This window comes from Streptomyces sp. NPDC054770 (assembly GCF_053611985.1).
Genome location: NZ_JBSHBL010000009.1, coordinates 178,353 through 202,036, shown reverse-complemented (window position 1 = coordinate 202,036; position 23,684 = coordinate 178,353). Strand labels below are relative to the sequence as shown.

The 23,684-nt window shown below is 70.6% G+C and carries 24 protein-coding genes and 1 pseudogene; 8 read left to right on the top strand and 17 right to left on the bottom strand.

All coding sequences use genetic code 11. The features are described from left to right. The 10 genes and pseudogenes from ACWGKQ_RS11610 to ACWGKQ_RS11565 form a co-directional block, all read right to left on the bottom strand. Positions 1–146: pseudogene (locus ACWGKQ_RS11610) on the bottom strand (sulfate adenylyltransferase subunit CysD); the annotation flags it as partial. Then, a complete protein-coding gene (gene cysC / locus ACWGKQ_RS11605; RefSeq protein WP_453291697.1) occupies positions 143–763 on the bottom strand; it encodes an adenylyl-sulfate kinase in 621 nt (206 codons plus the stop codon). The gene cysC and the pseudogene ACWGKQ_RS11610, both read right to left, overlap by 4 nt. Next, positions 760–1,470 carry a phosphoadenylyl-sulfate reductase gene (locus tag ACWGKQ_RS11600; protein ID WP_453291696.1) on the bottom strand — a complete coding sequence of 237 codons (711 nt, stop codon included), beginning with the start codon at positions 1,468–1,470 and terminating at the stop codon, positions 760–762. The genes cysC and ACWGKQ_RS11600 overlap by 4 nt, the downstream gene beginning before the upstream one ends. Next, entirely contained in the window at positions 1,467–1,646 is a 180-nt protein-coding gene (locus ACWGKQ_RS11595; RefSeq protein ID WP_294005050.1) for a hypothetical protein, read from the bottom strand. The genes ACWGKQ_RS11600 and ACWGKQ_RS11595 overlap by 4 nt, the downstream gene beginning before the upstream one ends. Next, positions 1,643–3,340 (bottom strand): nitrite/sulfite reductase, encoded by a 1,698-nt coding sequence (locus ACWGKQ_RS11590; RefSeq protein ID WP_453291695.1) that lies wholly within the window; start codon positions 3,338–3,340, stop codon positions 1,643–1,645. Before ACWGKQ_RS11590 ends, ACWGKQ_RS11595 begins: the two co-directional genes overlap by 4 nt. Positions 3,341–3,466: 126 nt before the next feature. Next, positions 3,467–3,550, bottom strand: coding sequence for a putative leader peptide (locus ACWGKQ_RS11585; RefSeq protein WP_353962415.1), 84 nt, complete (start codon positions 3,548–3,550; stop codon positions 3,467–3,469). A 92-nt stretch (positions 3,551–3,642) separates the two neighbouring features. Further along, positions 3,643–4,245 carry a GNAT family N-acetyltransferase gene (locus ACWGKQ_RS11580; protein WP_453291694.1) on the bottom strand — a complete coding sequence of 201 codons (603 nt, stop codon included), beginning with the start codon at positions 4,243–4,245 and terminating at the stop codon, positions 3,643–3,645. Positions 4,246–4,336: 91 nt separating this feature from the next. After that, a complete protein-coding gene (locus ACWGKQ_RS11575) occupies positions 4,337–5,671 on the bottom strand; it encodes a hypothetical protein (RefSeq protein WP_453291693.1) in 1,335 nt (444 codons plus the stop codon). Between the two features lie 158 nt (positions 5,672–5,829). After that, positions 5,830–7,101: a GAF domain-containing protein gene (locus tag ACWGKQ_RS11570; protein WP_453291692.1), complete on the bottom strand. Its 1,272-nt coding sequence runs from the start codon at positions 7,099–7,101 to the stop codon at positions 5,830–5,832. A gap of 436 nt (positions 7,102–7,537) precedes the next feature. Continuing rightward, a complete protein-coding gene (locus tag ACWGKQ_RS11565; RefSeq protein WP_453291691.1) occupies positions 7,538–9,175 on the bottom strand; it encodes an acyl-CoA dehydrogenase family protein in 1,638 nt (545 codons plus the stop codon). 127 nt (positions 9,176–9,302) lie between these two features. On the opposite strand from ACWGKQ_RS11565, the gene ACWGKQ_RS11560 reads away from it, so the two are divergent. Beyond that, positions 9,303–10,448: a YihY/virulence factor BrkB family protein gene (locus tag ACWGKQ_RS11560; protein WP_453291690.1), complete on the top strand. Its 1,146-nt coding sequence runs from the start codon at positions 9,303–9,305 to the stop codon at positions 10,446–10,448. A gap of 105 nt (positions 10,449–10,553) precedes the next feature. Beyond that, a complete protein-coding gene (locus tag ACWGKQ_RS11555; protein WP_453291689.1) occupies positions 10,554–11,222 on the top strand; it encodes a helix-turn-helix domain-containing protein in 669 nt (222 codons plus the stop codon). On the opposite strand, the gene ACWGKQ_RS11550 is transcribed toward ACWGKQ_RS11555, so the two are convergent. Next, on the bottom strand, positions 11,208–11,606 hold the full coding sequence (locus ACWGKQ_RS11550; protein ID WP_453291688.1) for a VOC family protein: 399 nt from the start codon (positions 11,604–11,606) through the stop codon (positions 11,208–11,210). The genes ACWGKQ_RS11555 and ACWGKQ_RS11550 overlap by 15 nt on opposite strands. Positions 11,607–11,740: 134 nt before the next feature. Between ACWGKQ_RS11550 and ACWGKQ_RS11545 the strand changes: the two genes are divergently transcribed. The 3 genes from ACWGKQ_RS11545 to ACWGKQ_RS11535 all read left to right on the top strand — a co-directional run bounded on the left by ACWGKQ_RS11545 (position 11,741) and on the right by ACWGKQ_RS11535 (position 13,752). Then, on the top strand, positions 11,741–12,304 hold the full coding sequence (locus tag ACWGKQ_RS11545) for a membrane lipoprotein (protein WP_453291687.1): 564 nt from the start codon (positions 11,741–11,743) through the stop codon (positions 12,302–12,304). Between the two features lie 327 nt (positions 12,305–12,631). Next, a complete protein-coding gene (locus ACWGKQ_RS11540) occupies positions 12,632–13,498 on the top strand; it encodes an isocitrate lyase/PEP mutase family protein (protein ID WP_453291686.1) in 867 nt (288 codons plus the stop codon). Then, the gene (locus tag ACWGKQ_RS11535) at positions 13,495–13,752 is read left to right on the top strand and encodes a hypothetical protein (RefSeq protein WP_453291685.1); all 258 of its coding nucleotides are present in this window, start codon (positions 13,495–13,497) and stop codon (positions 13,750–13,752) included. The genes ACWGKQ_RS11540 and ACWGKQ_RS11535 overlap by 4 nt, the downstream gene beginning before the upstream one ends. A 109-nt stretch (positions 13,753–13,861) precedes the next feature. Here the strand turns inward: ACWGKQ_RS11535 and ACWGKQ_RS11530 are convergent, their stop codons facing one another. The 6 genes from ACWGKQ_RS11530 to ACWGKQ_RS11505 all read right to left on the bottom strand — a co-directional run bounded on the left by ACWGKQ_RS11530 (position 13,862) and on the right by ACWGKQ_RS11505 (position 20,118). Next, on the bottom strand, positions 13,862–14,068 hold the full coding sequence (locus ACWGKQ_RS11530; protein ID WP_453291684.1) for a hypothetical protein: 207 nt from the start codon (positions 14,066–14,068) through the stop codon (positions 13,862–13,864). Between the two features lie 30 nt (positions 14,069–14,098). Next, entirely contained in the window at positions 14,099–15,163 is a 1,065-nt protein-coding gene (locus ACWGKQ_RS11525) for a LacI family DNA-binding transcriptional regulator (RefSeq protein ID WP_453291683.1), read from the bottom strand. A 198-nt stretch (positions 15,164–15,361) separates the two neighbouring features. Continuing rightward, positions 15,362–16,990: a family 43 glycosylhydrolase gene (locus tag ACWGKQ_RS11520; RefSeq protein ID WP_453291682.1), complete on the bottom strand. Its 1,629-nt coding sequence runs from the start codon at positions 16,988–16,990 to the stop codon at positions 15,362–15,364. Then, positions 16,987–17,892, bottom strand: a complete 906-nt coding sequence (locus ACWGKQ_RS11515; RefSeq protein WP_453291681.1) for a carbohydrate ABC transporter permease — start codon at positions 17,890–17,892, stop codon at positions 16,987–16,989. The genes ACWGKQ_RS11520 and ACWGKQ_RS11515 overlap by 4 nt, the downstream gene beginning before the upstream one ends. Further along, complete coding sequence (locus ACWGKQ_RS11510) at positions 17,892–18,776, bottom strand: carbohydrate ABC transporter permease (RefSeq protein WP_453291680.1); 885 nt, start codon at positions 18,774–18,776, stop codon at positions 17,892–17,894. Before ACWGKQ_RS11510 ends, ACWGKQ_RS11515 begins: the two co-directional genes overlap by 1 nt. A gap of 13 nt (positions 18,777–18,789) precedes the next feature. Continuing rightward, the gene (locus tag ACWGKQ_RS11505; RefSeq protein WP_453291679.1) at positions 18,790–20,118 is read right to left on the bottom strand and encodes an ABC transporter substrate-binding protein; all 1,329 of its coding nucleotides are present in this window, start codon (positions 20,116–20,118) and stop codon (positions 18,790–18,792) included. Positions 20,119–20,449: 331 nt separating this feature from the next. On the opposite strand from ACWGKQ_RS11505, the gene ACWGKQ_RS11500 reads away from it, so the two are divergent. Genes ACWGKQ_RS11500 through ACWGKQ_RS11490 form a run of 3 tightly spaced genes read left to right on the top strand, consistent with a single transcriptional unit; the run spans position 20,450 to position 23,654 of the window. Continuing rightward, positions 20,450–21,799, top strand: a complete 1,350-nt coding sequence (locus ACWGKQ_RS11500; protein ID WP_453291678.1) for an extracellular solute-binding protein — start codon at positions 20,450–20,452, stop codon at positions 21,797–21,799. Then, positions 21,796–22,794 carry a carbohydrate ABC transporter permease gene (locus ACWGKQ_RS11495; protein ID WP_453291677.1) on the top strand — a complete coding sequence of 333 codons (999 nt, stop codon included), beginning with the start codon at positions 21,796–21,798 and terminating at the stop codon, positions 22,792–22,794. The genes ACWGKQ_RS11500 and ACWGKQ_RS11495 overlap by 4 nt, the downstream gene beginning before the upstream one ends. Continuing rightward, a complete protein-coding gene (locus ACWGKQ_RS11490; RefSeq protein ID WP_453291676.1) occupies positions 22,791–23,654 on the top strand; it encodes a carbohydrate ABC transporter permease in 864 nt (287 codons plus the stop codon). Before ACWGKQ_RS11495 ends, ACWGKQ_RS11490 begins: the two co-directional genes overlap by 4 nt. Positions 23,655–23,684: the final 30 nt, after the last annotated feature.

Genomic DNA, 23,684 nt, shown 5'->3' with positions numbered 1-23,684 from the left:
CCGCCGGAGAACAGGATCACCGGCCGTTCGAACTCGCCGGCCACCTCGCGGAAGATGTGGACCGCCTCGGACTCCAGCGCGTCCAGGTGGGACAGGGCGTACGGGGTGCCCGTGCCCTCCCCGTGAGCCGCCACGGTCGTCGTCATGCCAGTCCCTTCCCGGTCAGCAGGGCGTGCACGGACGCCGCGGACTCCTGCACGCTCTGGTGCTGCGACTCGATCCGCAGATCGGGCGTCTCGGGCTCCTCGTACGGGTCGTCGACGCCGGTCAGCCCGGTCAGCTCACCCGCGGCCTGCTTGGCGTACAGACCCTTCACATCGCGTACGGAGCACACCTCGACCGGGGTCGCCACATGCACCTCGACGTACGCGGTGCCGTTCTCGTCGTGGCGCTTGCGCACCGCGTCGCGGCTGTCCGCGTAGGGGGCGATCACCGGGACGAGCGCCTTGACGCCGTTGCGGGCCAGCAGCTCGGCGACGAATCCGATGCGCTGCACGTTGGTGTGCCGGTCCTCGCGGCTGAAGCCGAGGCCCGCCGAGATGAACTCGCGGATCTCGTCGCCGTCGAGCACCTCGACGAGGTGGCCCTCCTCGCGCAGCCGGGCGGCCAGCTCGTACGCGATGGTGGTCTTGCCGGCACTCGGCAGACCCGTGAGCCAGACGGTGGCTCCGGTCGTCACGTTGTTCTCCTGGTTCGTCGAATGAGTCGTCTGGGTCGTCTGGGGCGTCGCATGGGCCGTCGTCGAAAGCCCGGTGGCCGTCATCCGTGCAGTCCGCACTCGGTCTTGGCCCGCCCGGCCCAGCGGCCGGCGCGCGCGTCCTCGCCCTCGAGGACCCGGCGGGTGCAGGGAGCGCAGCCGACGGAGGTGTAGCCGTCCATCAGCAGCGGGTTGGTCAGGACCCCGTGTTCGGCGACGTAGGCGTCCACGTCGTCCTGGGTCCAGCGGGCGATCGGGGAGATCTTGACCTTCTGCCGCTTCTCGTCCCAGCCGACGACCGGGGTGTTCGCCCGGGTCTCCGACTCGTCGCGGCGCAGCCCGGTCGCCCAGGCGGCGTAGTTCTTCAGGCCCCGCTCCAGCGGCTGGACCTTGCGGAGCTTGCAGCACAGGTCGGGGTCGCGGTCATGCAGCCTGGGGCCGTACTCGGCGTCCTGCTCGGCGACGGTCTGGCGCGGGGTGAGGGTGATGACGTTGACGTCCATGACGGCCTCGACCGCGTCCCGGGTGCCGATGGTCTCCGGGAAGTGGTAGCCGGTGTCGAGGAAGACGACGTCGACGCCCTTCTGGACGCGGGACGCCAGATGGGCCACCACCGCGTCCTCCATGGAGGAGGTCACGCAGAAGCCCTTGCCGAAGGTGTCCACCGCCCACTGGAGGATCTCCAGGGCGGAGGCGTCTTCGAGGTCCCGGCCGGCCTGCTCGGCCAGCGCCTTCAACTCCTCGGTCGTTCGCTCTTCCTGAGCGGTGGTCATATCTGTTCCCCTCCAGCTTCGGAGTGCTTCAGCCCCCGGGCGAGCAGCCCGAGGAACTTCAGCTGGAATGCGCGGTTGCAGGCCGCGCATTCCCAGGCGCCGTGGCCCTCGTCGCTCGGACGCAGGTCCTCGTCGCCGCAGTAGGGGCAGTAGAAGGGGGCGGCCCGCTCGCTCATGAGAGGGCCTCCTCGCTGGCTCGGGCCGCCCAGGTGGCGAACCGCTCGCCGTCCTCGCGCTCCGCCTGGAAGCGCTTGAGCACCCGCTCGACGTAGTCCGGCAGCTCCTCCGAGGTCACCTTGAGACCGCGGACCTTGCGGCCGAACCCGGCCTCCAGGCCGAGCGCGCCGCCCAGGTGCACCTGGTAGCCCTCGACCTGCTCGCCCTGGTCGTTCAGGACCAGCTGGCCCTTGAGACCGATGTCCGCGACCTGGATACGGGCGCAGGCGTTGGGGCAGCCGTTGAGGTTGATGGTGAGCGGCTCGTCGAACTCCGGCAGGCGGCGCTCCAGCTCGTCGATGAGCGAGCTGCCGCGCTGCTTGGTCTCGACGATCGCGAGCTTGCAGTACTCGATGCCGGTGCAGGCCATGGTGCCGCGCCGGAACGAGGACGGCCGGGCGGTCAGGTCCAGCGCCTCCAGGGCCTCGACCAGCGACTCGACCTGTGCCTCCGTGACATCCAGGATGATCATCTTCTGCTCGACGGTGGTCCGCACCCGGCCCGAGCCGTGCGCCTCGGCGAGGTCCGCGATCTTCGCCAGGGTGGCGCCGTCCACCCGGCCGACGCGCGGGGCGAACCCGACGTAGAAGTTGCCGTCCTGCTGCCGGTGCACACCGACGTGGTCCCGCCAGCGGGACACGGGCTCGGCGGGCGCGGGGCCGTCGACGAGCGCGCGCTTGAGGTACTCGTCCTCCAGCACCTGGCGGAACTTCTCCGCGCCCCAGTCGGCGACCAGGAACTTCAGGCGGGCGCGGGTGCGCAGCCGCCGGTAGCCGTAGTCCCGGAAGATGCCGATCACGCCGGCCCAGACGTCCGGAACCTCGTTCAGCGGCACCCAGGCGCCGAGCCGGACGCCGATCTTCGGGTTGGTGGACAGGCCGCCGCCCACCCACAGGTCGAAGCCCGGGCCGTGCTCGGGGTGCTCGACACCGACGAACGCGATGTCGTTGATCTCGTGCACCACGTCCAGCAGCGGCGAGCCGGAGATCGCGGACTTGAACTTGCGCGGCAGGTTGGAGAACTCCTTGCTGCCGATGTACCGCTCGTGGATCTCGTCGATCGCCCAGCTGCCGTCGATGATCTCGTCCTCGGCGATGCCGGCGACCGGCGAGCCGATGACGACGCGCGGGGTGTCGCCGCACGCCTCGGTGGTGGACAGGCCGACCGCCTCGAGACGGTTCCAGATCTCGGGAACGTCCTCGATGCGGATCCAGTGCAGCTGGATGTTCTGCCGGTCGGTGACGTCCGCGCTGCCCCGGGCGAACTCCTGCGAGATCTCGCCGATCACCCGCAGCTGCTGCGTGGTCAGCCGGCCGCCGTCGATCCGCACCCGCAGCATGAAGTACTTGTCGTCCAGCTCCTCCGGCTCCAGGATCGCGGTCTTGCCGCCGTCGATGCCGGGCTTGCGCTGGGTGTACAGGCCCCACCAGCGCATACGTCCGCGCAGGTCATTGGGGTCGATGGAGTCGAAGCCGCGCTTGGAGTAGATCGTCTCAATGCGTGTCCGCACATTGAGACCGTCGTCGTCCTTCTTGAACTGTTCGTTGCCGTTGAGCGGGGTGTAGTGACCCATAGCCCACTGACCCTCGCCGCGGTGACGGCTCACCTTGCGGCGGGGCGCGGAGGCGGCAGGGTTCTGCGGGGTGGCGGCCATGGCGATATACGTCCTTCAGACAGCGGGGAAGCGGCTCTGACCTGCGCCTGCGGGCGCACGGGGGCATGTCTGCGCGACACTGCGCAAGGGGAGGTCTGGACAGGGAAGCGCGACGGTGCTGTGCTCTCAGCCCGTCGGACAGATGGCGCTGGACATGCGGCCGAGGTCGACGTGCCGCCGACTCACCAAGGCAATCCCAGTTCCAGACATGACGGAAGCGTGTCACGCGGATCTCCGGCCAGTCCACCATCGTCCGCGATTCGGACTAATCTATTCTGAATACTGAGACAGAGTGTTGTGGGTCACGCCCCGTTCCGCGCGGTGGTGTGCGCGGTGGCGTGCGCGCCGGGCCACGGTCCGGGCGCCGATACGTCCGGTTCCTCCGTGGCCTTCGTGTCGAAGAGGCGGAACCCCCGGCGCTGGTAGTTCGCCATCGCGTGCTCGCCGTCCAGACTGCAGGTGTGCACCCACACCCGCTTCGTCGGCGGCCGTCCGGCCCACCGCTCCGCGAGGTCCCAGGCCCGCGCGACGCCGTACGAGAGCAGGTGGCCGCCGATCCGCCGGCCCCGGAACGCCGGGATCAGACCGAAGTAGGCGATCTCCACCGCCCCGTCGTCCTGCGGGTCGAGCTCGATGTAGCCCGCCGGGGTGCCCCGGTCGTATGCGACCCAGGTCTCCACGCCCGGCTTCCCCAGGTGCTGCTGCCAGCGGGCGTGGCTCCAGCCCAGCCGGTCGGTCCAGCGGACGTCGCCGCCGACCGAGGCGTACAGGAAGCGGCTGAACTCGGGCGAGGGGACCTCGGAGCGGACGATCCCGACCGAGTCCCCGTCCGGGGCGGCGGCGGGCAGGAGGTCGGCCGGGGAGGTCTGCTCCAGCCACCAGGTGGTGACGACGATGCTGCTCATGGGGCCAGGCAATCATCCCGGCCCCGGAGATGTCGACAGCCGTCGCACCACCCGACCTGCCGGCGGCTGCCGGGCGACGCGCCGGCAGCCGCTATCGGAGCGAGGCGTCTATCGAGCTCAGCGGGACCGAGAACAGCATGCGGTCCGTGACCGACCACACCTCGCCCGTGTCGGATGCGTAGGAGAGCGAGCCGGTGCCCTCGCCCCAGCAGCGGTGCGAGGTGTCCGAGCCGCAGCCTGCCGCCCGGGCGCCCTTGGTGTCCTGCCGCCACAGGCTGCCGTGCCCGTCCATGGCGCCGGGCAGGTGGCCGACGTACCACTCGGAGTCCGTGGCGCCCGGCGGCCGGTACGACAGGACGCCCCGGATCTCCGAGGCCCCGGTCCGGTACGCCTCGACCGCGTCCGCCCGGCCGTGGGCGTCCGTGGCCAGCAGGCCGGCCCGCCGGGGGTTCTCGTCGAACGCGTACCGCCACAGCCGGGCGTGCTGATCGCTGTCGGCGGGCGTCCACTCGCCGAGGACCAGGCTGTCCGGAGCCGTCCCGCGGTCCACGGAGAGCGCGCTCGGACAGGGCGCGCCGGTCCGGGAGCAGGCTCCGGCGGTGAAGCGGTACGAGCCGACGGCGGGCATCACGTACCGGAAGCCGTCGGCCGACCAGCCGCCGGCCACCCGGCCGATCGCCTCGGTCAGCACCGAGGTGCGCTGGATCCGGTTGAGGTCGTAGACGTAGAGCGCGTCGGCACTGCCCTGGACGGTGGTGACCAGGAGCTTGTCCTCGTACCAGGCCATGCCGGAGATCTGCGAGGTCAGGCCCCGGTAGGTGCTGCCGTCGGCGCTGGGCACGGTCAGCAGGACCCAGGTGTAGGAGGGGTGGGCGGGGTTGTTCGCGTTGATCACCGCGACCCTGGCCAGGCCCCGGGAGTCGGCGGGGCCGGTGGAGGTGCTGTGCGTCCAGCCGGCCAGGACGACCCGGTTGGCGCCCCACATACCGTCGTCGTCCGCGTCCGAGGAGGTGGTCACCGAGGCCGGCTGCCAGTCGTCGGTGAGGGTGTCGGTGGGGTCCCAGCAGTACGCCTCGGCGGCGGCCGGGGTGACCGGCAGCGAGTCCCGGTCGTCGGAGTCGCAGTCGGCCGCCTGGCGCAGGCTGTGGTCGGCCTCGGCCAGGACGTCGGTGACCCTGACCGTGCCGCCCATCGCCGAGGCGAGCCGGTCCAGTGAGCGCTGCGGTACGAGGTGCTCCCGGAGCTGCAGCCGGGCGGTGTCGGCGGTGGAGGTCAGGGGCTTCAGCGCGCCGGGGTCCTCGGCGACCGTGGCCTGCGAGGCGCTGACGATGGTGGCCGTCGCGGTGAGCGCCAGCGCGGTCCCGGCCAGGGCAGCGCGCAGGGCCGCACCCCGTCTGCGCCGCCGGTGTCTGCCGCGATGCTTCATCTGTCCTCCCGAGGCGGGCCAACTGCGCTTGGTGGTCCGAGCGTTGACCAAGAAGCAGGTGGGGAGACCCGTAACGGGATGCTACGGCAGTCGGCGGCGCCGTACCTCGAAGACCCCGCAAATATGCGGAAGATACCTCCTTGCATGCCCCGGATGCGTTAAATATGTCCGGGCGTCCGCCCCGCCGTCACCGCCGGGGCGGTCGAGTACGGCAGCAGGTCGTGCGGGTCGTCGGGGAGCAGCACCTCGATCTCGGCGTCCTCGCGGTAGCGGTACGGCCGGTGTTCGAGAAGTGCCCCGAGATACCGCCGGATCCTGGACATCTCGGCGCGTACGGTCACGGTCCGCGAGGCGTCCCCGAAGACGTCCTCGGCCAGCCCGGCCGCACTGCGCCCGGCGCGCCGCACCGCCAGCAGGTACAGCAACTCGGCGTGCCGGGGGCTGAGTTCACGGGACCACGAGCCCGTGCCGCCGCCGACCGTCACCGAGGGCCGGCGCGGCCGGGCCAGGTCGAGCACCAGCCGGCCGCCGCCCGCCGGCGCCGGCTCCTCCACCGCCCGCAGCAGCCAGCCCCCGGCCAGCGGCTCCACCGCGCACAGCCCGAGCGCGGGCAGCCAGCGGCGGCCCGGCGACAGCGACTTGGGCAGCGCGAGCCGCCGTGGATACGGCATGCCGGTGACCGCGGCGGTCCAGCCTTCGGCGTCCACCGCCAGCGCCCGCCCGCCGAGCCGGGCCAGCACCGGCGCCGCGACCGCCCGCAGCCGCTCCAGCGCGTCCAGATGCAGCTCCCGCAGCCGGGCCTCGGCGAGCTTCGCCACCGAGCTCACCCAGGCCAGGGTGGCCGGATGCATGGTCTCCAGCGGGCCGCTGACGTCCACCACGCCGAGCAGGCTGCCGTCCCTGGGGTCGGTGATCGGGGCGCCGGAGCACGTCCAGGAGACGTGCGAGCGCACGAAGTGCTCGGCGGCGAACACCTGCACGGGCCTGCGCACCACCGCCGGGGTGCCGACGCCGTTGGTCCCGACGACGTCTTCGCGCCAGTCGGCGCCGAGTTCGAAGCCCAGGCCGTCCGCCTTGCGCAGCACCGGCGACGAACCCTCCCGCCACAGCACCCGGCCGTCGGCGTCCGCCACCACCATGATGTGCTGGGCGACGTCCGCGACCGAAAGCAGCCCCTCGCGCAGGACCGGCAGCACGTCCTTGAGGGGTGACTCCTCGCGTCTGCGCCGGACTTCGTCGGCGGACAGCAGCCCGGAACGGAAGTCGTGGTCGGGGTCGACACCGCTGCGCAGCATCCGTCCCCAGGACTGTTCGATCACCGGCCGGGGCGCGACCCGCCCACGCTGTCCGGCGAGTCTGGCCTCGCGCACCTCGTTCAGTACCCGCGCCGCCTGCGCCGCGTCCTTCGCGGCGAGTCGCGCCACGTCCATCGGCGGGTTCCCCACTGAGGTCCTCCCGGATACGCCTCGAAAAAGGCATCGATGAGTCGCTGTCAAGTCGTCCGGGCGGCGGTTTCCGGTCCGACTGCGCGTCTCATACTGCCGTTTTCCGGTGCCGGAGGCACACAGTCCACACACAGTCACCGATATGTTGCAACCCCTTGCAACCCTGGTGAACGGGCCGGGGGTGGCCGAAACTTGAGCGGACGCCGCGGCGTCGGAGGCCTGACATGGGCCGAAGAGGCGGGGGTGGTGCCGTGTCGGCGCAGCACCACCCCTGCCGCTTGGTGGGGGGGCCGTTCGCAGCAGGGGGTGCGGCTTGCGGTGCGTTGGCGGCTGACGGTTGTGTCGGGCTGGTCGCGCCCACGCGGCGGAGCCGCATATCGATACAGCCCCGCGCCCCTTTAGGCAGGGCAAGTCCCGGATCTCAGAAGGTCACCCGGGATCGGTCCACCACCGCTGTGAGGTCCAGGCTGCTCGGCAGGGTGCCGAAGCTTGAACCCCAGTCGTTGCCCAGGCGGGATGCGCAGAAGGCGTCGGCTACTTCCGGCGGGGCGAAGCGGACCAGTAGGGAGCCCTGGAGGACCGTTGCCAGGCGTTCCACGAGGCGTCGTGCGCGGGCCTCCATGCCCTCCAGGTCGGCCAGTTCGGAGAAGAGGTCCTTGACCGCGCGGTCCAGGCGGTGGTCGGCGCCGTGGGCGCGGCCGATCTCCTGGAGGTAGGCGTCCAGGGCGCCGGGTTCGCGTTGCAGTGCGCGCAGCGCGTCCAGGGCCTGGATGTTGCCGGCGCCCTCCCAGACGGAGTTGAGCGGGGACTCGCGGACCAGCCGGGGCAGTCCCGACTCCTCCACGTAGCCGTTGCCGCCCAGGCACTCCGCGGCCTCCACGACCAGCGGCGCGCAGCGCTTGGTCACCCAGTACTTGGCGGCCGGCAGCGCCAGCCGCAGCAGGGCCTGTTCGGACTCGCTCCCGTCGTCGTAGGCGGCGGCCAGTCGCAGCGCGAGGGTGGTCGCGGCCTCCGACTCGATCGCGAGGTCGGCCAGCACGTTGCGCATCAGCGGCTTGTCGGCCAGCCGCCCGCCGAACGCCTCGCGGTGCGTGGCGTGGTGCACGGCCTGCGCCACCGCCTGCCGCATCAGCCCCGCCGAGCCCAGCACGCAGTCGAGCCGGGTCGCGGCGACCATCTCGATGATGGTCCGCACCCCGCGCCCCTCCTCGCCCACCCGCCGCGCCCAGGTCCCGTCGAACTCGACCTCGGCGGACGCGTTGGACCGGTTGCCGAGCTTGTCCTTGAGGCGCTGGAGGAGGAAGGCGTTGCGGGTGCCGTCCGCGAGGACGCGCGGCACGAGAAAACAGGTGAGGCCGTCCGGCGCCTGGGCCAGCACCAGGAAGCCGTCCGACATCGGCGCCGAGCAGAACCACTTGTGCCCGGTGAGGGCGTACGTCCCGGCCTCGGCGAGCGGGGCCGCGGTGGTCGTGTTCGCCCGTACGTCGCTGCCGCCCTGCTTCTCCGTCATGCCCATGCCGAACAGGGCGCCGGCCTTCCGCTCGGCGGGCCGCAGCCCACGGTCGTACACCGTGGACGTCAGCAGCGGCTCCCACACGGCCGCCAGCTCCGGGTCGGTGCGCAGCGCGGGCACCGCCGCGTTCGTCATCGACAGCGGGCAGCAGTTGCCGGCCTCCACCTGGGTCCAGACCAGGAACGCGGCGGCGCGCCGGACGTGCCCGGACGGCCGTACCCAGCCGGTGGTCAGGCCCGCGCCGACGCCTTTGCCGAGCAGCCGGTGCCAGGCGGGATGGAACTCGACCTCGTCGATCCGGTGGCCGTAGCGGTCGTGGGTGCGTAGCCGCGGCGGGTGCTCGTTCGCCTGCGCCCCCCACTCCTGCACCTGCGCCGAGCCGGCCGAGGCGCCGATCCCCGACAGCTCGGCGCGCACCTCGTCGAGCAGCTCGGGGTCGGTGTGCCGCTCGACGGCCTCGACGAGGGCCCGGTCGGCGGCGAAGAGGTCGTACCCGACCAGCGGGGGCGGCTGGTTGTGCACGGTATGGGTGGTGTTGCCTGCCATGTCTGTGAACCTACCCGGGGCGGCGGCGTTGGTCTCCAGCCTGACACAACGGCCCCGCTCATCGCGTCCGCCCCGGCCAGGGCCCCGTGAGGTGAGGACGGCCCCGGACGGCGGATACCGTTAGGGCGTGCAGCCAGCAAGCGATACCCCCGAGCGGCCCTCCGGCCGGCTCCACCGGGCCAGAGCCCTCTACCGGAACGTCTCCAAGCGCAGGACCGCCTGGCTGCTGCTCAAGGACACCGTCAATTCCTGCATGGAGTACCGCATCCTCGGCCTCGCCGCCGAGGCCGCCTTCTTCACCCTGCTGTCCGTCCCGCCGCTGCTGCTCAGCCTCATCGGACTGCTCGGCTACGTAGACGACTGGACCGGCGCCCACACCATCGCCAGCCTGGAGACCAACCTCCTGGCCGCCTCCCGCACGGTCCTGTCCGACAAGGGCGTGAAGGAGATCGCGGAGCCGATCCTGCACGACGTGGTGCGGGGCGGCCGCCCCGACGTGATCTCCATCGGCTTCCTGTTCGCCCTGTGGTCGGGCTCCCGCGCGGTGAACGTCTTCATCGACACGATCACCGTGATGTACGGCCTCGACGGCGTCCGGGGCATCGTGAAGACCCGGATCGTCTCCTTCCTGCTCTTCATCGCCGGGCTGCTGATCGGCTCGGTCGCGCTGCCGCTGATGGTGGCCGGGCCGGACGCGGTGGTCGGGATCGTGCCCTGGTCGGAGACGCTCGTACAGGTCCTGTACTGGCCGGTCGTGATCGTCCTGTCCATCGTCTTCCTGACCACGCTCTACCACGTCTCCGTGCCGGTGCGCTCCCCGTGGATCGAGGACGTGCCCGGCGCCCTGGTCGCCCTGGCCATGTGGGTCCTCGGCAGCTTCCTGCTGCGCATCTACCTGACCAACACCATCGAGGGCGCGACGATCTACGGCTCGCTGGCCGCGTCCGTCGCCGTGCTCCTGTGGATCGGCGTGGCCGCCTTCGCCGTGCTGGTCGGCGCCGCCGTGAACGCGGCGATCGACCGGGTCTGGCCGGCCGCCGCGACGGCCGCGGCGCGCGCCGCCAACGAGCGGCTGCGGGAGGCCCAGGTCGCCGAGTACGTGGCCCGTGCGGCCGCGGCCCGGGAGGCCGATCCCGGGGACCCCGACGACCCAGACATGCCGTCGGAGTTCCCGGAGCGCTGGTCCCGGTTCCTGCCGCCGGAGGACGTCACGGCGCGGCTGCGGGCGCATGTGAAGAGCAGCCATCCGCCCCACAAGCCGGAGAGCCGCTGAGGGAGGGTTCCGCCGACGGGGTGCGGTCGTGGCCGGGCGCGGGCTCGTCGTGGTTGCTCGTGCAGTTCCCCGTGTCCCTTCGGGGGCGCGTCTACGCTGGCGTATGTGTACGAGGAGCGGGCGTCGCGGCTGGCCGGGGCGGTCGTCTGGGTGAACACCCCGGGCGGCGCCGGGCGGGTGCTGCCCGACGGGTGTATGGATCTGCTCTGGCACGACGGGCGGCTGCTGGTCGCCGGGCCCGATACGCGTGCCTACGTCACCGAGGGCGGCGAAGGCGTGTGGGTGGGGCTGCGTTTCTACCCCGGTACCGCGCCTGCCCTCCTCGGCGTGCCGGCGTACGCACTGCTCGATGAGCGGGTCGAGCTCAGTGACCTGTGGCCGGCCGCCGACGTGCGGCGGCTGCGGGACCGGGTCGGAGCGGCGGCCGATCCCGCCGCCGCGCTGGAGGAGATCGCGCTGGATCGGGCCCTGCCGTCCGACCCCTCGCTGCGGCTGCTCGTCGAAGCCCTGGACGCAGGGCGTCCGGTGGCGGCCGTGGCCGACGAACTCGGTCTAGGCGCCCGCCGGTTGCATCGGCGCAGTCGTGCCGCCTTCGGCTACGGGCCCAAGACGCTGGCCCGGGTGCTCCGGATGCAGCGGGCGCTCGCGCTCGCCCGGGCCGGGGTTCCGCTCGTCGAGACCGCGGTCCGCGCCGGGTACGCGGATCAGCCTCATCTCGCCCGGGACGTACGGGAGTTGGCGGGCCTGCCGCTGACCGGGCTACTCGGCGGGTAGCGGGGCGAACAGGTCGACGCCGTTGCCGTCGGGGTCGTGCACCGTGGCGTAGCGCTGGCCCCAGAACGCGTCCCACGGCTTGAGTTCGCCGTGGTACCCGGCGCCCACCAGCTCGTCGTAGAGCGCGTCGACCTCGGCGGGTGACCCGCAGCGGAAGGCGAGCGCCGCCCGGCCGCCCTCGGCCGGTGGTTTCCAGGCCGGGTGGAAGGAGCGGATCGTCTCCTCCGTGTCCAGGGCGAGAGTGAGCCCGCCCGGCAACTCGGCCTCGACGTGCGGCTGTTCCCCGGCGTCGGGCGGAAAGGCCAGGCCGAGGCGGCGGTAGAAGGCCAGGGACGCGGCCAGGTCGGAGGTGACGAGACCTAGAACGGCGAATCGTGGAGTCATGCCGTCACCGTAGGCGGGGTCCGGCGGAGGAGTCTTGAAGGAATCGGACACCTCCGGCAGTGGGGGAGAGGGGGAGGGGGAGGGGGAGAGAAAAATCGGTGCCCTGTGGAACAGCTGTGCGGCACGATGGGTGCATGATCCGTGCCGTGCGCGCCCTGCCGCCCCTGCTCCTCGCCGCCGCCCTGCTCACCGGCTGCGGAACCGAGAAGGCGGGCTCCGGAGCCTCCGGCACCCCCGCCGACTCCACCGCCCCCGCCGACCAGGCCGAACTGGCCGCCAAGGCAAAGGCGTTGGGAATCGCCCCGGAACTGGTCTACGTCACCGACGCGGCGGGCTTCACCCTCGCCCAGCAGTCCGTCGGCGTGCAGGGCGACGACGGCTTCTCCGCCGCGTACACGGACCGGACCGGTGCCGTCATCCACCTCTACACCGACCGGCCGCGCAATGCCGGACAGCACAAGTACGAGGTGGCGAAGAAGGACTGCGTGGTGTGGCTGGAGGGCGAGGGCGGGACCTCCGACGCGATGCTGGGCAAGGCGCTGCGCGCCGTCCACCGCCCCACCGCCGGCGAACTCGCCACCCTGCTGCCCACGCCCGACCCGGCGTTCACCGACGACCAGCCCGTGCAGCGCGGCGACCTGCCGACCAACGGGGACGGCGGCCCGCCCGACAACAGCGTGCCGACGCCCGGCCTCTGAGCCGGCCACCGAGGACCCGGCGCCGGCCCGGTGCCGGGAGCAGGGGGCCGGACGGGTGTTTTGCGCAGCCCTCGGTCACGCCCGTCAGCGGCACCGGGATTCCGGCTTCCCGGCCCACCTGTACGGGGGTTCGCCTGGGCCGCACGGCTGGTCCAGTGACGTTTCTCCGGTGAACCGGATCCGCCATTGGGGTGAGTAAAGGTCGCGCACGGAGATAGTCACGTGCGTATCTAGAGATGCTCTTGTCTTGGCAAAGGGCTAAAGGGCTGTCGAGACGCGGAGGCCGATCGTGCCGCCGCGCCACCCACCCACAGGAGGAGCCGGACCTTGACTTACGGGAAGAAGCTGCGCAAGCAGATCGCCGGGCCGGGGACCACCCCGCTGATCGGCGTCTACGACATGTATTCGGCGTCGATCGCGGCCAAACACTACGACGGGATGTTCGTGTCGGGGTTCGGCTTCGCCGCCTCGTACTACGGCCTGCCGGACATCGGGTTCATCGCCTGGCCCGACATGGTGGCCTTCGTCCAGCGGTTGCGGGGCGCGTTCCCGCACCACCATCTCCTCGTCGACATCGACGACGGGTACGTCGACCCCGAGGTCGCCTGCCACGTCGTGGAGGGACTGGAGCGGATCGGTGCCTCCGGGGTGATCCTGGAGGACCAGAAGCGGCCGCGCCGCTGCGGGCACGCCGACGGCAAGCAGGTGCTGCCCCTGGAGGAGTACCTGGACAAGCTGGAGAAGGTCCTGGAGACCCGTCAGGACCTGGTCGTGGTGGCCCGTACGGACGCCACCGACGAGCACGACATCCTGCACCGCGCGGAGCGGCTCGCCGCCACCGACGCCGACGTGATCCTCGTCGACGGGGTGCGCAGCGAGGAGTGGATCCGCCGGATCCGCAAGGTCGTCGGCGACAAGCCGCTGCTCTTCAACCAGATCGCCGGCGGCAAGTCGCCCCGTCTCTCGCTCACCGAGCTGGACGACCTCGGCGTCGATGTCGCGATCTACTCCACGCCCTGTCTGTTCGCCGCGCACGAGGCGATGGACTCGGCGCTGAGCGAGCTGAAGTCCGCCGACGGCCGGCTGCCGTCGGTCGACGCGGCCAGTGGCATCGGCGTCAAGGCCTCCACCACCCTGCTGGAGCGCAACATCGCCCGGGAGCGGCTCGACGAGCCCGAGGGCGTGGGCGTGTGACGAACACGGGGGTGCGGCTGCGGGCGGCCGTGGTGGTCGCCGCAGCCCTGCTGGGCGGGGCCGCGGCACCGGCCTGTGCGGGCGGGAGCCTGATCACCGTGCTCGACAACTCCAACGCGGACTCCATCCTGGAGGTGGATCGCACGGCCAACATCCAGGCCGGGAGAGGGACGGCCGGCAGCGACCACGACGGCAGCGCCGTGGACGCGATCCAGGCAATGCTCGGCGAGCCGCGTCAGAACGACGACGACTGAGTGGCCGGCCGGACCGGCCGCACGAGCCGGACGGGCCGGATCGGCCGGTGGGGAGCTGCGGGACCGTTGTGGCTGGTCGCGCAGTTCCCCACCGCCCCTCTGGGGCGCCTCAGTCCTCGGTCAGGTCCGGCTGGCCGTTCTCGTCCAGTTCCACGTCCTCCTTCGGGTCGTGCTCGTCGGTCGGGGCGGCGGCCACCACGGCGTGGTGCCGGGCCGGGGCGACCGTCAGGGTCGTGGCCCGGGCGGTGCCCAGGGCCGTGGTCACGGCGGCTGCGGTCAGAGCGCAGGCCGCAGCGGTGCGCAGGGTGAGTTTCATGCCCGGGAAACGATCTTGAAAGAGGTGCGGTCACCCTCGTAGGGCCGAACGGGCCGCCGGGGCCGCCGTACTCGCCCGCACCACCAGCCTGGTCGACAGCTCCGTCCGGGTGCCCTCCGGGCGGTCCCCGTGCATCAGTCGTACCAGCAGCCGCAGCGCCGTCGCCGCCATCTCCGACAGGGGCTGGCGGACCGTGGTCAGCGCCGGGGTCCCCCAGCGCGCCTCGGGCAGATCGTCGAAGCCGACCACGCTGATGTCCGCCGGCACCCGCAGCCCGCGCTCGGCCAGCGCCGCGTACACCCCGAGCGCCATCCGGTCCGAGCAGACGAACACGGCGGTCGGCGGCTCCGGCAGGTCGAGCAGCTCGTGCATGCGCTGCCGGGCCGCGTCCTCGTCGAAACCCGCGTGCCGGACGTACTCGCCCCGATGGCGCAGCCCCGCCGAGGCGAGCGCCGAGCGGTAGCCGGCCACCCGGGCGCCGCTGCACAGCCGGCGCCGGTTGCCCGCGATCACCGCGATCCTCTCGTGGCCGAGGGCCACCAGGTGCTCGGTCGCGGTGACCCCGCCCTGCCAGTTCGCCGCCCCGACGGAGACCGCGCCCGCCGGGGGCTCGTGGACCGGGTCGATCAGTACGTACGGGATCCGGTGGTGGTCCAGCCAGGCGTACTGCGCCTGGGTCAGCTCGGCCAGATTGAACAGCACGCCGGAGGAACCGCGTGCGGTGAGCCTGTCCAGCCAGCCGCGCTCCGGCCGGCCGGCCCGCGTCCTGGCCAGCCCCGTCGACACGACGACCTCCAGACCCGCCTCGTACGCCGCCTCCTCCACCCCGTGCAGCACCGCGCCCGACCACGAGCTGTCCAGCGACTGCACGACCAGGTCGATCAGCGCGGGGGCCTTGGTCGCGTCGAACCGCGGTCTGCGGACGTAGCCGAGGCGTTCGAGTGCCTCGGTGACCCGGCGGCGGGTCTCGGGGGCCACGTCGTCACGGCCGTTCACCACCTTCGACGCGGTCGGTACGGAGACGCCCGCCTCGCGGGCCACCACCGCCAGTGTCGGACCGGCCGCCGCGATGCTCGTGCCCCCGGCACGGACCATGGGGAACCCGCCTCTCCGGCCCGCCTTTGGGCCAACGAAAGTAACGAAAGTTGCGACCAACGCTGCTTCCGCGGTCTGCGTGCAAGCCGTGCAGTAAGCGCTTCCTACGATAGGTGCGCGTCAACACGGCGTGAAGACCTGGGAAATCGCCAGATCATCGGCGGCGCGGCTTTCGAAACTTCGAACAGGGAGGCGGGGCTAAACGGGGGTGCAGATGACCCGGAAATCGGTGAAGTCGGCGGTGAAGGAGGCGTCGACGAGGTCCACGGCGTGGATCGCGGCCATTGCTCCGGTGAAGCGGAGGCGGCTGCCGTGGTCGTCGGAGAGGCGGGTGAAGTCGAGGGGCGGGCCGATGGGGGAGCGGGTGTCTTCGAGGAGGTGCCAGAACTGGGCCTCGGTGCGGTCGACTGTGACGCCGAGGGTGAGGGGGGTGCCCGCGTCGACTTCCTGTACGGCTGCGCGGCGGGTCTCGTTCTCGTCGCGGGTGGTCAGGGCGAGGACGGTTCGGCCGGTGTGCTGCCACTGCTGGCCGTGTTGGGATTCGCCTTCCGGCTCCGCCCAGGTGAGGTCAAGGGCGTAGTAGGCCGAGGTGTTGTACCAGAGGAGCAGGCCGGCGGACTGGGTGAAGGTGGAGGGGGTTGCCTGGAGGGTCACCTGGGCCTCGGTGTGGTGTTCGGTGATGCGGTGGGCCAGGAGGTGGTGGGACCAGAGGGAGTCGGGGCCGTGGTGGCCGCGGAGGCGTAGCCAGCCGGGGCGGGTGGTGGGGTCGATCCAGGAGGGGAGGGCTGGGGAGCGGAGGGTGTAGTAAGGGGGTGCGTTGTCGGGTGCGTTGTCGTCTACGGGCGGGTGGGGGCTTCTCGCGCAGTTCCCCGCGCCCCTGAAAGCAGGGGGTTCCGCGTCTGGCACCTCGACTGTGACCGTCGGACGGGCGTCTCCGTGCCGGAGTCTCGGCCAGCCCGCCTCGTCCCACGTCACCGCCTGGATCGCCGTCTCCCGGCCGAGCGGGCAGCGTGGGCCTTCCGGCGTCTTCAGGGGGCGCGCTGTCAGGTGGCTCAGGAACCACTTGCCGTCCGGTGTCTCCACCAACTCCGCGTGTCCCGCCTTCTGCAACGGCCACTCGGGGTCGTCCCGCGTCGTCAGCAGGGGGCGTTCGTCGAGTTCGTAGGGGCCGGTGAGGTCGCGGCTGCGGGCCACCCGTACGCCGTGCTCGAAGCCCGTGCCGCCCTCCGCCAGGACCAGGACGTACCAGCCGTCGCGCTTCAGCAGCTTCGGTCCCTCGATCAACCGGTCGTGCTGGAGCAGGAGTTGAGTGGTGCCGACGGGGGTGAGCGTCTCCCGGTCGAGTTCCGTGACGACGATGCCCGCGAAGCGCCGGCCGCCCGGGCGGTGGTCGTTCTGGAGGTTGAGGAGCCAGAGCCGGCCGTCCTCGTGGTGGAGGGCGGGGTCGAAGCCGTGGCTCGGGACGCGGCGCGGGGGACTCCAGGGGCCGGACACCTCCGTGGCCGTACTGACGTAGGTGTCCGCGTCGAAGTACGGGGTGCCGACCGAGCGGACGATCGAGTAGACCACCCAGAAGTGCTCGCCGTCCCAGCTCAGGGACGGGGCCCAGATGCCGCCCGAGTCGGGGACGCCGGCCAGGGAGCCGCCGGGGGCCGCGCCCTCGACGTGGCCCGCGTACTCCCAGTGGGCCAGGTCGCGGGAGCGGTGGATCGGGATCGTCGGGAACCACTCGAAGGAGCTGTTGGCGAGGTAGTACCAGTCGCCGGCGCGGACCAGGGAGGGGTCGGGGGCGAAGCCGCGGATCACCGGGTTGTGGAGCTCGGTCACTTGAGTGCTCCCAGGGTGACTCCGGAGCGCCAGTAGCGGCGCATCGCGATCATCATGACGGCCATCGGGACGATGGAGAGCAGGGCGCCGGTGAGCACCAGACCGGTCAGGTCGACGCCGGATTCGAGGCGTTTGCCGGACCAGTTGTACAGGCCCAGGTTGAGGGTCCAGTTCTGCTCGCCGCGGAGCACGGTGAGGGGGAGGAAGAAGGCGTTCCAGGTGTTGACGAAGGCCAGCAGGAAGACCGTCGCACCGCCGGTGGTCATCATGCGCAGGACGATGGAGAAGAAGATGCGCAGTTCGCCCGCGCCGTCGATGCGGGCGGCTTCGAGGAGTTCGTAGGGGATGGTGGCCTCGGTGTAGACCTTCGCCAGGTAGACGCTGAACGGGTTGATCAGGCAGGGGATCAGCATCGCCCAGGGGGTGTCCACCAGGCCGATCTTCGAGAAGAGGAGATAGAGCGGGAGGGTGAGCAGGGCGATCGGGACCAGGAAGGAGCCGACGACGCAGGCGAACACCAGGTTGCGGCCGGGGAATTGGAAGCGTGCGAGGCCGTAGCCGGTGGCGAGGGCGATCAGGGTGCCGCCCAGGGAGCCGACTCCTGCGTAGAGGAAGGAGTTGGCGGTCCAGCGCAGGAAGATGCCGTTCTCGTAGGTGAACAGCTGGTGCAGGTTGGTCCAGAGGTGCCAGCCGGAGAACCAGAGGCCGTTGCTCTGGTAGAGGGCGGTGCGGTCCTTCGTCGCGGCGACGATCAGCCACCAGACCGGGAAGAGGCTGTAGGCGCTGGCCAGGGCCAGTCCGACGAGGAGGAACCGCTGGCCACCTCGTGAACGGGCCGCCGGATCGGGCTTGTTGATGCGGCGGACGGGGTGGGTCCTCGTGCGCTCCTCGGTGAGTGCCATCAGTCCGCCTCCTTCGCGGTAAGCCGGTAGAAGAGGAACGAGGCGACGCCGAGGATCAGGGCCAGCAGCACGGAAAGGGCCGCCGCGTAGTGGTAGTTGCCCGCGTTGAACGCCTGGTTGTAGATCACCATGATCGGGGTGAAACTGTCGCTCACGGTCTGGGGCGTGACGTTCCGGAACAGCGCCGGCTCGTTGAAGATCTGGAGCATCTGGATGATCGACAGCATGCCGGTGAGGACCAACGCCCCCCGGACGTAGGGGACTTTGATGCTCAGGGCGATGCGGCGCTCGGAGGCGCCGTCCAGCCGTGCCGCCTCGAAGAGTTCGCGCGGAACGCCTTGCAGCGCCGAGTAGATGATCACCATGTTGTAGCCGATGCCGTGCCAGGTGAGCAGGTTGCCGATGGACGGCCACACCATCGACGGCGCGAAGAAGTTCCAGTCCAGGCCGAACACCTTGCCCAGCGGGGTGAGCGGGCCGACGTCGGGGCTGTAGAGGTTGATCCAGACGATCGCCGCGACCACGCCCGGGATCATGTACGGCACCAGGAGCAGGATGCGGAAGCGGCCCGCAGCCCGGGACGTCAGCGTGTCCAGGAAGAGCGCGAGGAGCAGGCTGATCAGCAGCATCACGGGAATCTGGACGCAGGCGAACAGGAGTACCCGGAAAACCGAGTCGAGGAACGCCGGGTCCGACAGGCCCTGGCGGTAGTTGGCCAGGCCCGAGAACTCGTCGGTGGTGCCGCCGAGGCCGAGGCCGGAGGACTGCGAGCGGTACAGCGACTCGTAGACGGCGTACCCGATCGGGATCAGGTAGAGGAAGACGAAGCCGAGCTGGAAGGGCACCGTGAAGGCGGCGCCCTTCCAGCGCTGGGAGCGGACCATCCGGGTGCCCGCCTCAGCCCTCTACGCTGATGCCGCGGGACTTCAGGTCGCCGACCGTCCACTGCTGCATGTGCGCCAGGAGATCGGTGACCTTCTGCTGCTTGCTGACCACCTTCGCCCAGCCGCTCTGCAACTCGGTGAACATGGCGGTCCAGTCGGGGCCGAAGGTCCAGTCGGTGGTGACGGTGCTGAGGCTGTCGGTGACGACCTTCTTCGCCGGGTCGTAGTTCGAGCCGAGCAGCTTCTGGGAGATCGCCTCGTCGACGTAGGCGTTGCTGTCGGAGAGGGCGGGCATCACGCCGTTGCCGGTGGTCGGGCTGGCCATCGTCTTCACCGCGCCGGTGTTCGTGGACATCCACAACGCGGCCTCGGCGGCCTGCTGTTGGTGGGCGCACTGCTTGGTGACGAGGGTGACGCTGCCGGTGAGGTTGGTACCGGCCGGGGTCTTGGCGGCCTCGCCGGTGAAGGTGGGCCAGGGGGCGAGGGCCCACTTGCCGAAGGACTTGGTGAAGTTCTGCACCATGCCGGCCATCTGCCAGGTGGAGATCTGCCGGGTCGCGGTGCCGCCGTTGTCGTAGTTGCGCTGTACGGCCGCGTAGTCGGCGAACGACAGCTTGGAGTCGAGGTCGTTGTCGATGATCTGCTGGATCACGCCGGCGGCCTTCAGGGTGCCCGGGTCCTGGAAGTCCACCTTCCAGGAGTTGCCGTCGATGGCGTACCAGTGGGCGCCGGCCTGCATGGCGAGCACTTCGAGGGTGCTGGGGTCCTCGCCGGCGAAGTTGGTGATCTTGACGCCGTGCTTCTTGAGCGTCCTGCCCGCCGCGATGAACTCGTCCCAGGTGGTGGGGGCCTTGAGGCCGTACTTCTGGAAGATGTCCGTGCGGTAGATGGTGAAGTTCGGCGCGGAGCTGGTGGGGACGCCGTACAGCTTGCCCTGCACCTGCGCGGCCGACCAGGAGCCGGAGTTGAACTTGTCCTTGGCCGACCCGACGTACTTGGTGATGTCGGCGAGGGCACCCTGGGCGACCCAACTGGTCACGTACTCGGCGGTGTTCTGCACCAGACAGGGTGCGTTGCCCGCCTTCACCGCGTTGGTGAGCTGCTTCTGCATGGTCAGCTGGTCGGTGACCTTCGTGTACTTCAGCTGGACGTCCTTGTGAGCGGCGTTGAACGCCTTCACCACGGCGTCCTGGCCGTTCGCCCAGCCCCAGAAGGGCAGGGTGACCGGGCCGGAGGCCGCGTCGGAGCCGCCGGAGCCGGAGTCCGATCCGCCGCAGGCGGTGAGCAGACCTGTCAGCGCGAGGCCCGCGATCGCGGCGCGGACCAACCTGGTGGAGTTCATCTGACCGTGTTCCTTCGGAGGTTGGCGCTCTCGGGGAGGAGGGCGGCGGCTCGGCAGTGCCTTAGAAACCGGTTTCCACGGGACAGTAGGACGGTGCGGCCGCTCCCAGCAAGGGGTATGAGTCGGAATCTTTCGATGTGCGGTCGGTCGAACGGTCCGTGAGCAGCAACCGGTAGGCATGAACAACCGGTTGCCGCCGAACGGTTTTCGAAAGTTCGCCGCGCCTCTTGACGACGCTCCCGTACGGGTTGAATCTCTCCTCACCGCTCATAGCAACCGGTTGCCAACCGAGCCGACATCCGGTCACCTCCTTCCAGAGAGTGGGTAGTTCATGCAGACGCACGCCCGTGCCCCGGTCAGCCGGCGCCGTTTCCTCGCCCTGTCGGCGGCGGGTGCCGCGGCCGGTGCCGCGTCGCTCGGCGGCTGTGCGCTCCAGGTGTCCACCGGGGTCAGCAGCTCGGGCGAGACCGTCACCATGATGGTCAAGGCCGACGACCTCACCCCTGACCTGGTCAAGCAGGCCAAGCAGGACACCGGCGTCACGATCAAGCGGGTGGACTACGACATCACCAAGCTGATCGCGATGCTCACCAGCGGCAACCCGCCGGACCTGGTGCGCGGGGTCGGCGCGGTGGACGCGGCGTACTTCGCGGCCCGGGACGTGATGCAGGAGCTGGACGACTACTTCGCCGGGAGCAGCGTCCTCCGGCCCGACGACCTGGACCCCGTCAACGACCTGTGGCGTTACGACGGCAGGTCCCAGGGCAAGGGCCCCCGTTACGGCATGGCGAAGGACTTCTCCCAGGACTCCATGTTCTGGTTCAACACCGCCGCCTTCGACAAGAAGGGCGTCACCTACCCGTCGGAGACCGAGCCCGTCACCTTCGACGAGTGGCTGGAGGACGCCCAGCGGCTCGCCCAGCGGTCCAAGGGGCAGACGACCGTCTTCGGCGGCAGCTACAACGGCCTGGTCAAGCTCACCCTCATGGCGACCATGACCGCCTCCGCCGGGGGCAGCCTCTTCAGCGACGACTTCTCCGAGGTCGACTTCACCACCCCCGAGGCCCGCAAGGCGCTCGGCTGGTACATCGACTACTGCAGGCTCAAGGTCGGACCCAGCCCGGTCCTGCCCGACCCCAACGGCTGGGACGGCCCGACCTACCAGGCCGGACGGCTGGCCATGTCGAACTCCGGCTACTGGATGGGCGGCATGATCGGCACCGACCAGAAGCTGGCCGAGGTCTCCCGGCTCGCCCCCGCCCCCGTCTTCGCGGGCGGTCCGCGCATCAGCGCCTGCCAGGGCGGCACCGGCCTGTGGATGCCGAGAAAGGCGAAGCACAAGGACGCCGCGTGGCGGGTCTTCGAGTGGTTCTTCGGCGAGGCACCGGCCAAGGCGCGCGCCGCCGGCGGCTGGGGCATCCCCACCCTGAAGTCCCTGCGGCCGCTGATGCCGGCCAAGGAGGAGTACCAGAAACGGACCTTGAAAGCCCAGGAGAACGAGCTCAGGCACTTCTCGGTGGTCTCCCTGTCGCCCTACATCTCGGGGGACGCCTTCGAAGCGCTCTTCAACCAGGTCGCCACGCCCGCGATGAAGGGCGAGATGTCCGTCGACAGCCTCGCCGGACACCTGAACTCGACCATCAACCAGCAGCTCAAGCGCGGTAAGGAGCAAGTGGGATGACGGTCGATCAGGTCTCCTCCGTCGCCGGCCGGCCGAGTGCGACCGCCGGTACCGGCCGGGCCCGGCCGGCCGCGCGCACCGGCCCCTCGATGACGGCCCGCAGGCACCGCGCCTTCTACATGTTCACCTCCCCGTGGATCATCGGGTTCGCGCTGCTGACCATCACGCCGATGGCCTACGCGCTGTGGCTGAGCTTCACCACGTACGACGGCATCTCCCCGAACTGGCACTACGTCGGCCTCGGCAACTACCGCGAGCTGATGGGCGATTCGACCACCTGGGACGCCCTGGGGCGGGCGGGCCTGTTCGCGCTGCTCTCGGTGCCGCTGTCGATCGTCGCCGGACTCGCGCTCGCCGTCCTGGTCAACCGGCCCCTCAAGGGACGCGGCCTCTTCCGCACCCTGCTCTACCTGCCCGCCGTGGTACCGCCGGTGGGCGCGGGCATCGCCTTCAAGAACCTCTTCGACCAGAACTCCGGTGCCGCCAACGGCGTCCTGACCTTCTTCGGCTTCGACGCGATCGGCTGGCTGGCCGACCCCTACGCCCGCTACGTCCTCGTCATGACGGTCCTCTGGGCGGCCGGCAACATCATGATCATCTCGTTGGCGGGGCTCCAGGACGTGCCCCGCGAACTCCACGAGGCGGCCCGCATCGACGGGGCGAGCGCCTGGCGGACCTTCCGCAGCATCACCGTGCCGCTGCTGTCGCCGGTGCTGCTCTTCCAGACCGTGACCGGGGTGATCGCCTCGGTGCAGACCATCATGCCGATGCTGCTGGCCCCCATCGCCACCACGGGCGGCCTGACCACCATCCCGCAGTCCAACTACACCTACATGATCCACGTGTTCTCGGAGTACTTCGCGCTCGGCCGCTACGGATACGCCTCCGCACTGCTGTGGGTGCTCTTCGTCCTGATCCTCATCGCGACCGGACTCATCTTCAGGTTCACCTCCGGCGTGGTGTTCTACAACGTCGACCCGGAGGCGAAGAAGTGACCGCCACCAGCGTGAACCCCAAGTCCGCGGCCCGGCTGCGGATACGCGTCAACCGGCTCGTCCTCTACACGGTCCTGGTCGTCGTCACCGGCCTGTTCCTCGGCCCGTTCGGCTGGCTGGTCCTCACCGGCCTCAAGGCCCCCGCCGAACTGGCCGCCGCCCCCGTGCACTGGCTTCCCACCCACTTCCAGTGGCACAACTTCGCCGACGCCTACCGGCTCATCGACTTCCTCGGCTACGCCCGCAACTCCCTGATCATCGCCACCGTCTACGCGACCCTCGTCACCCTCAGCTCCGCCTGGGTCGGCTTCGGCTTCGCCCGGCTGACCGCACCCGGGAAGAAGACCCTGTTCGGCATCCTCATCGGCTCGATGATGCTGCCCCAGATGATCACCCTGCTGCCGACCTACCTGATCTTCGCCAAGCTCGGCATGGTCGACACCTACTGGCCCTGGGTGCTGTGGGGCCTGTCCTCCGCCCCCTACCTGGTCTTCCTCTTCCGGCAGTTCTTCGCAGGGCTGCCCCGGGAACTGGAGGAGGCGGCCATCGTCGACGGCTGCGGATACGCCGGGATGTTCTGGCGGATCTTCCTGCCGCAGTCCTGGCCGGTGCTCTCCGCGAGCTTCGTCATCGCCTTCACCTGGACCTGGGGCGACTACATCGCACCCCAGCTCCTGCTGTCCACCGACAGATCCACCCTCGCCGTCGCCGTGATGACCACCTACGTCTCCTCGGCCGGCACCCCCATCACCAACCTCCAGGCCGCCGCCTCCGTGATGTACGTCGTCCCCATCCTGCTGGTCTTCCTCGTCGCCCAGCGCGGCTTCGTCGCCGGCCTGTCGACGTCCGGCCTCAAGTAGCCCGCCCCGCCGTACCGTTGCCCTGTTCCA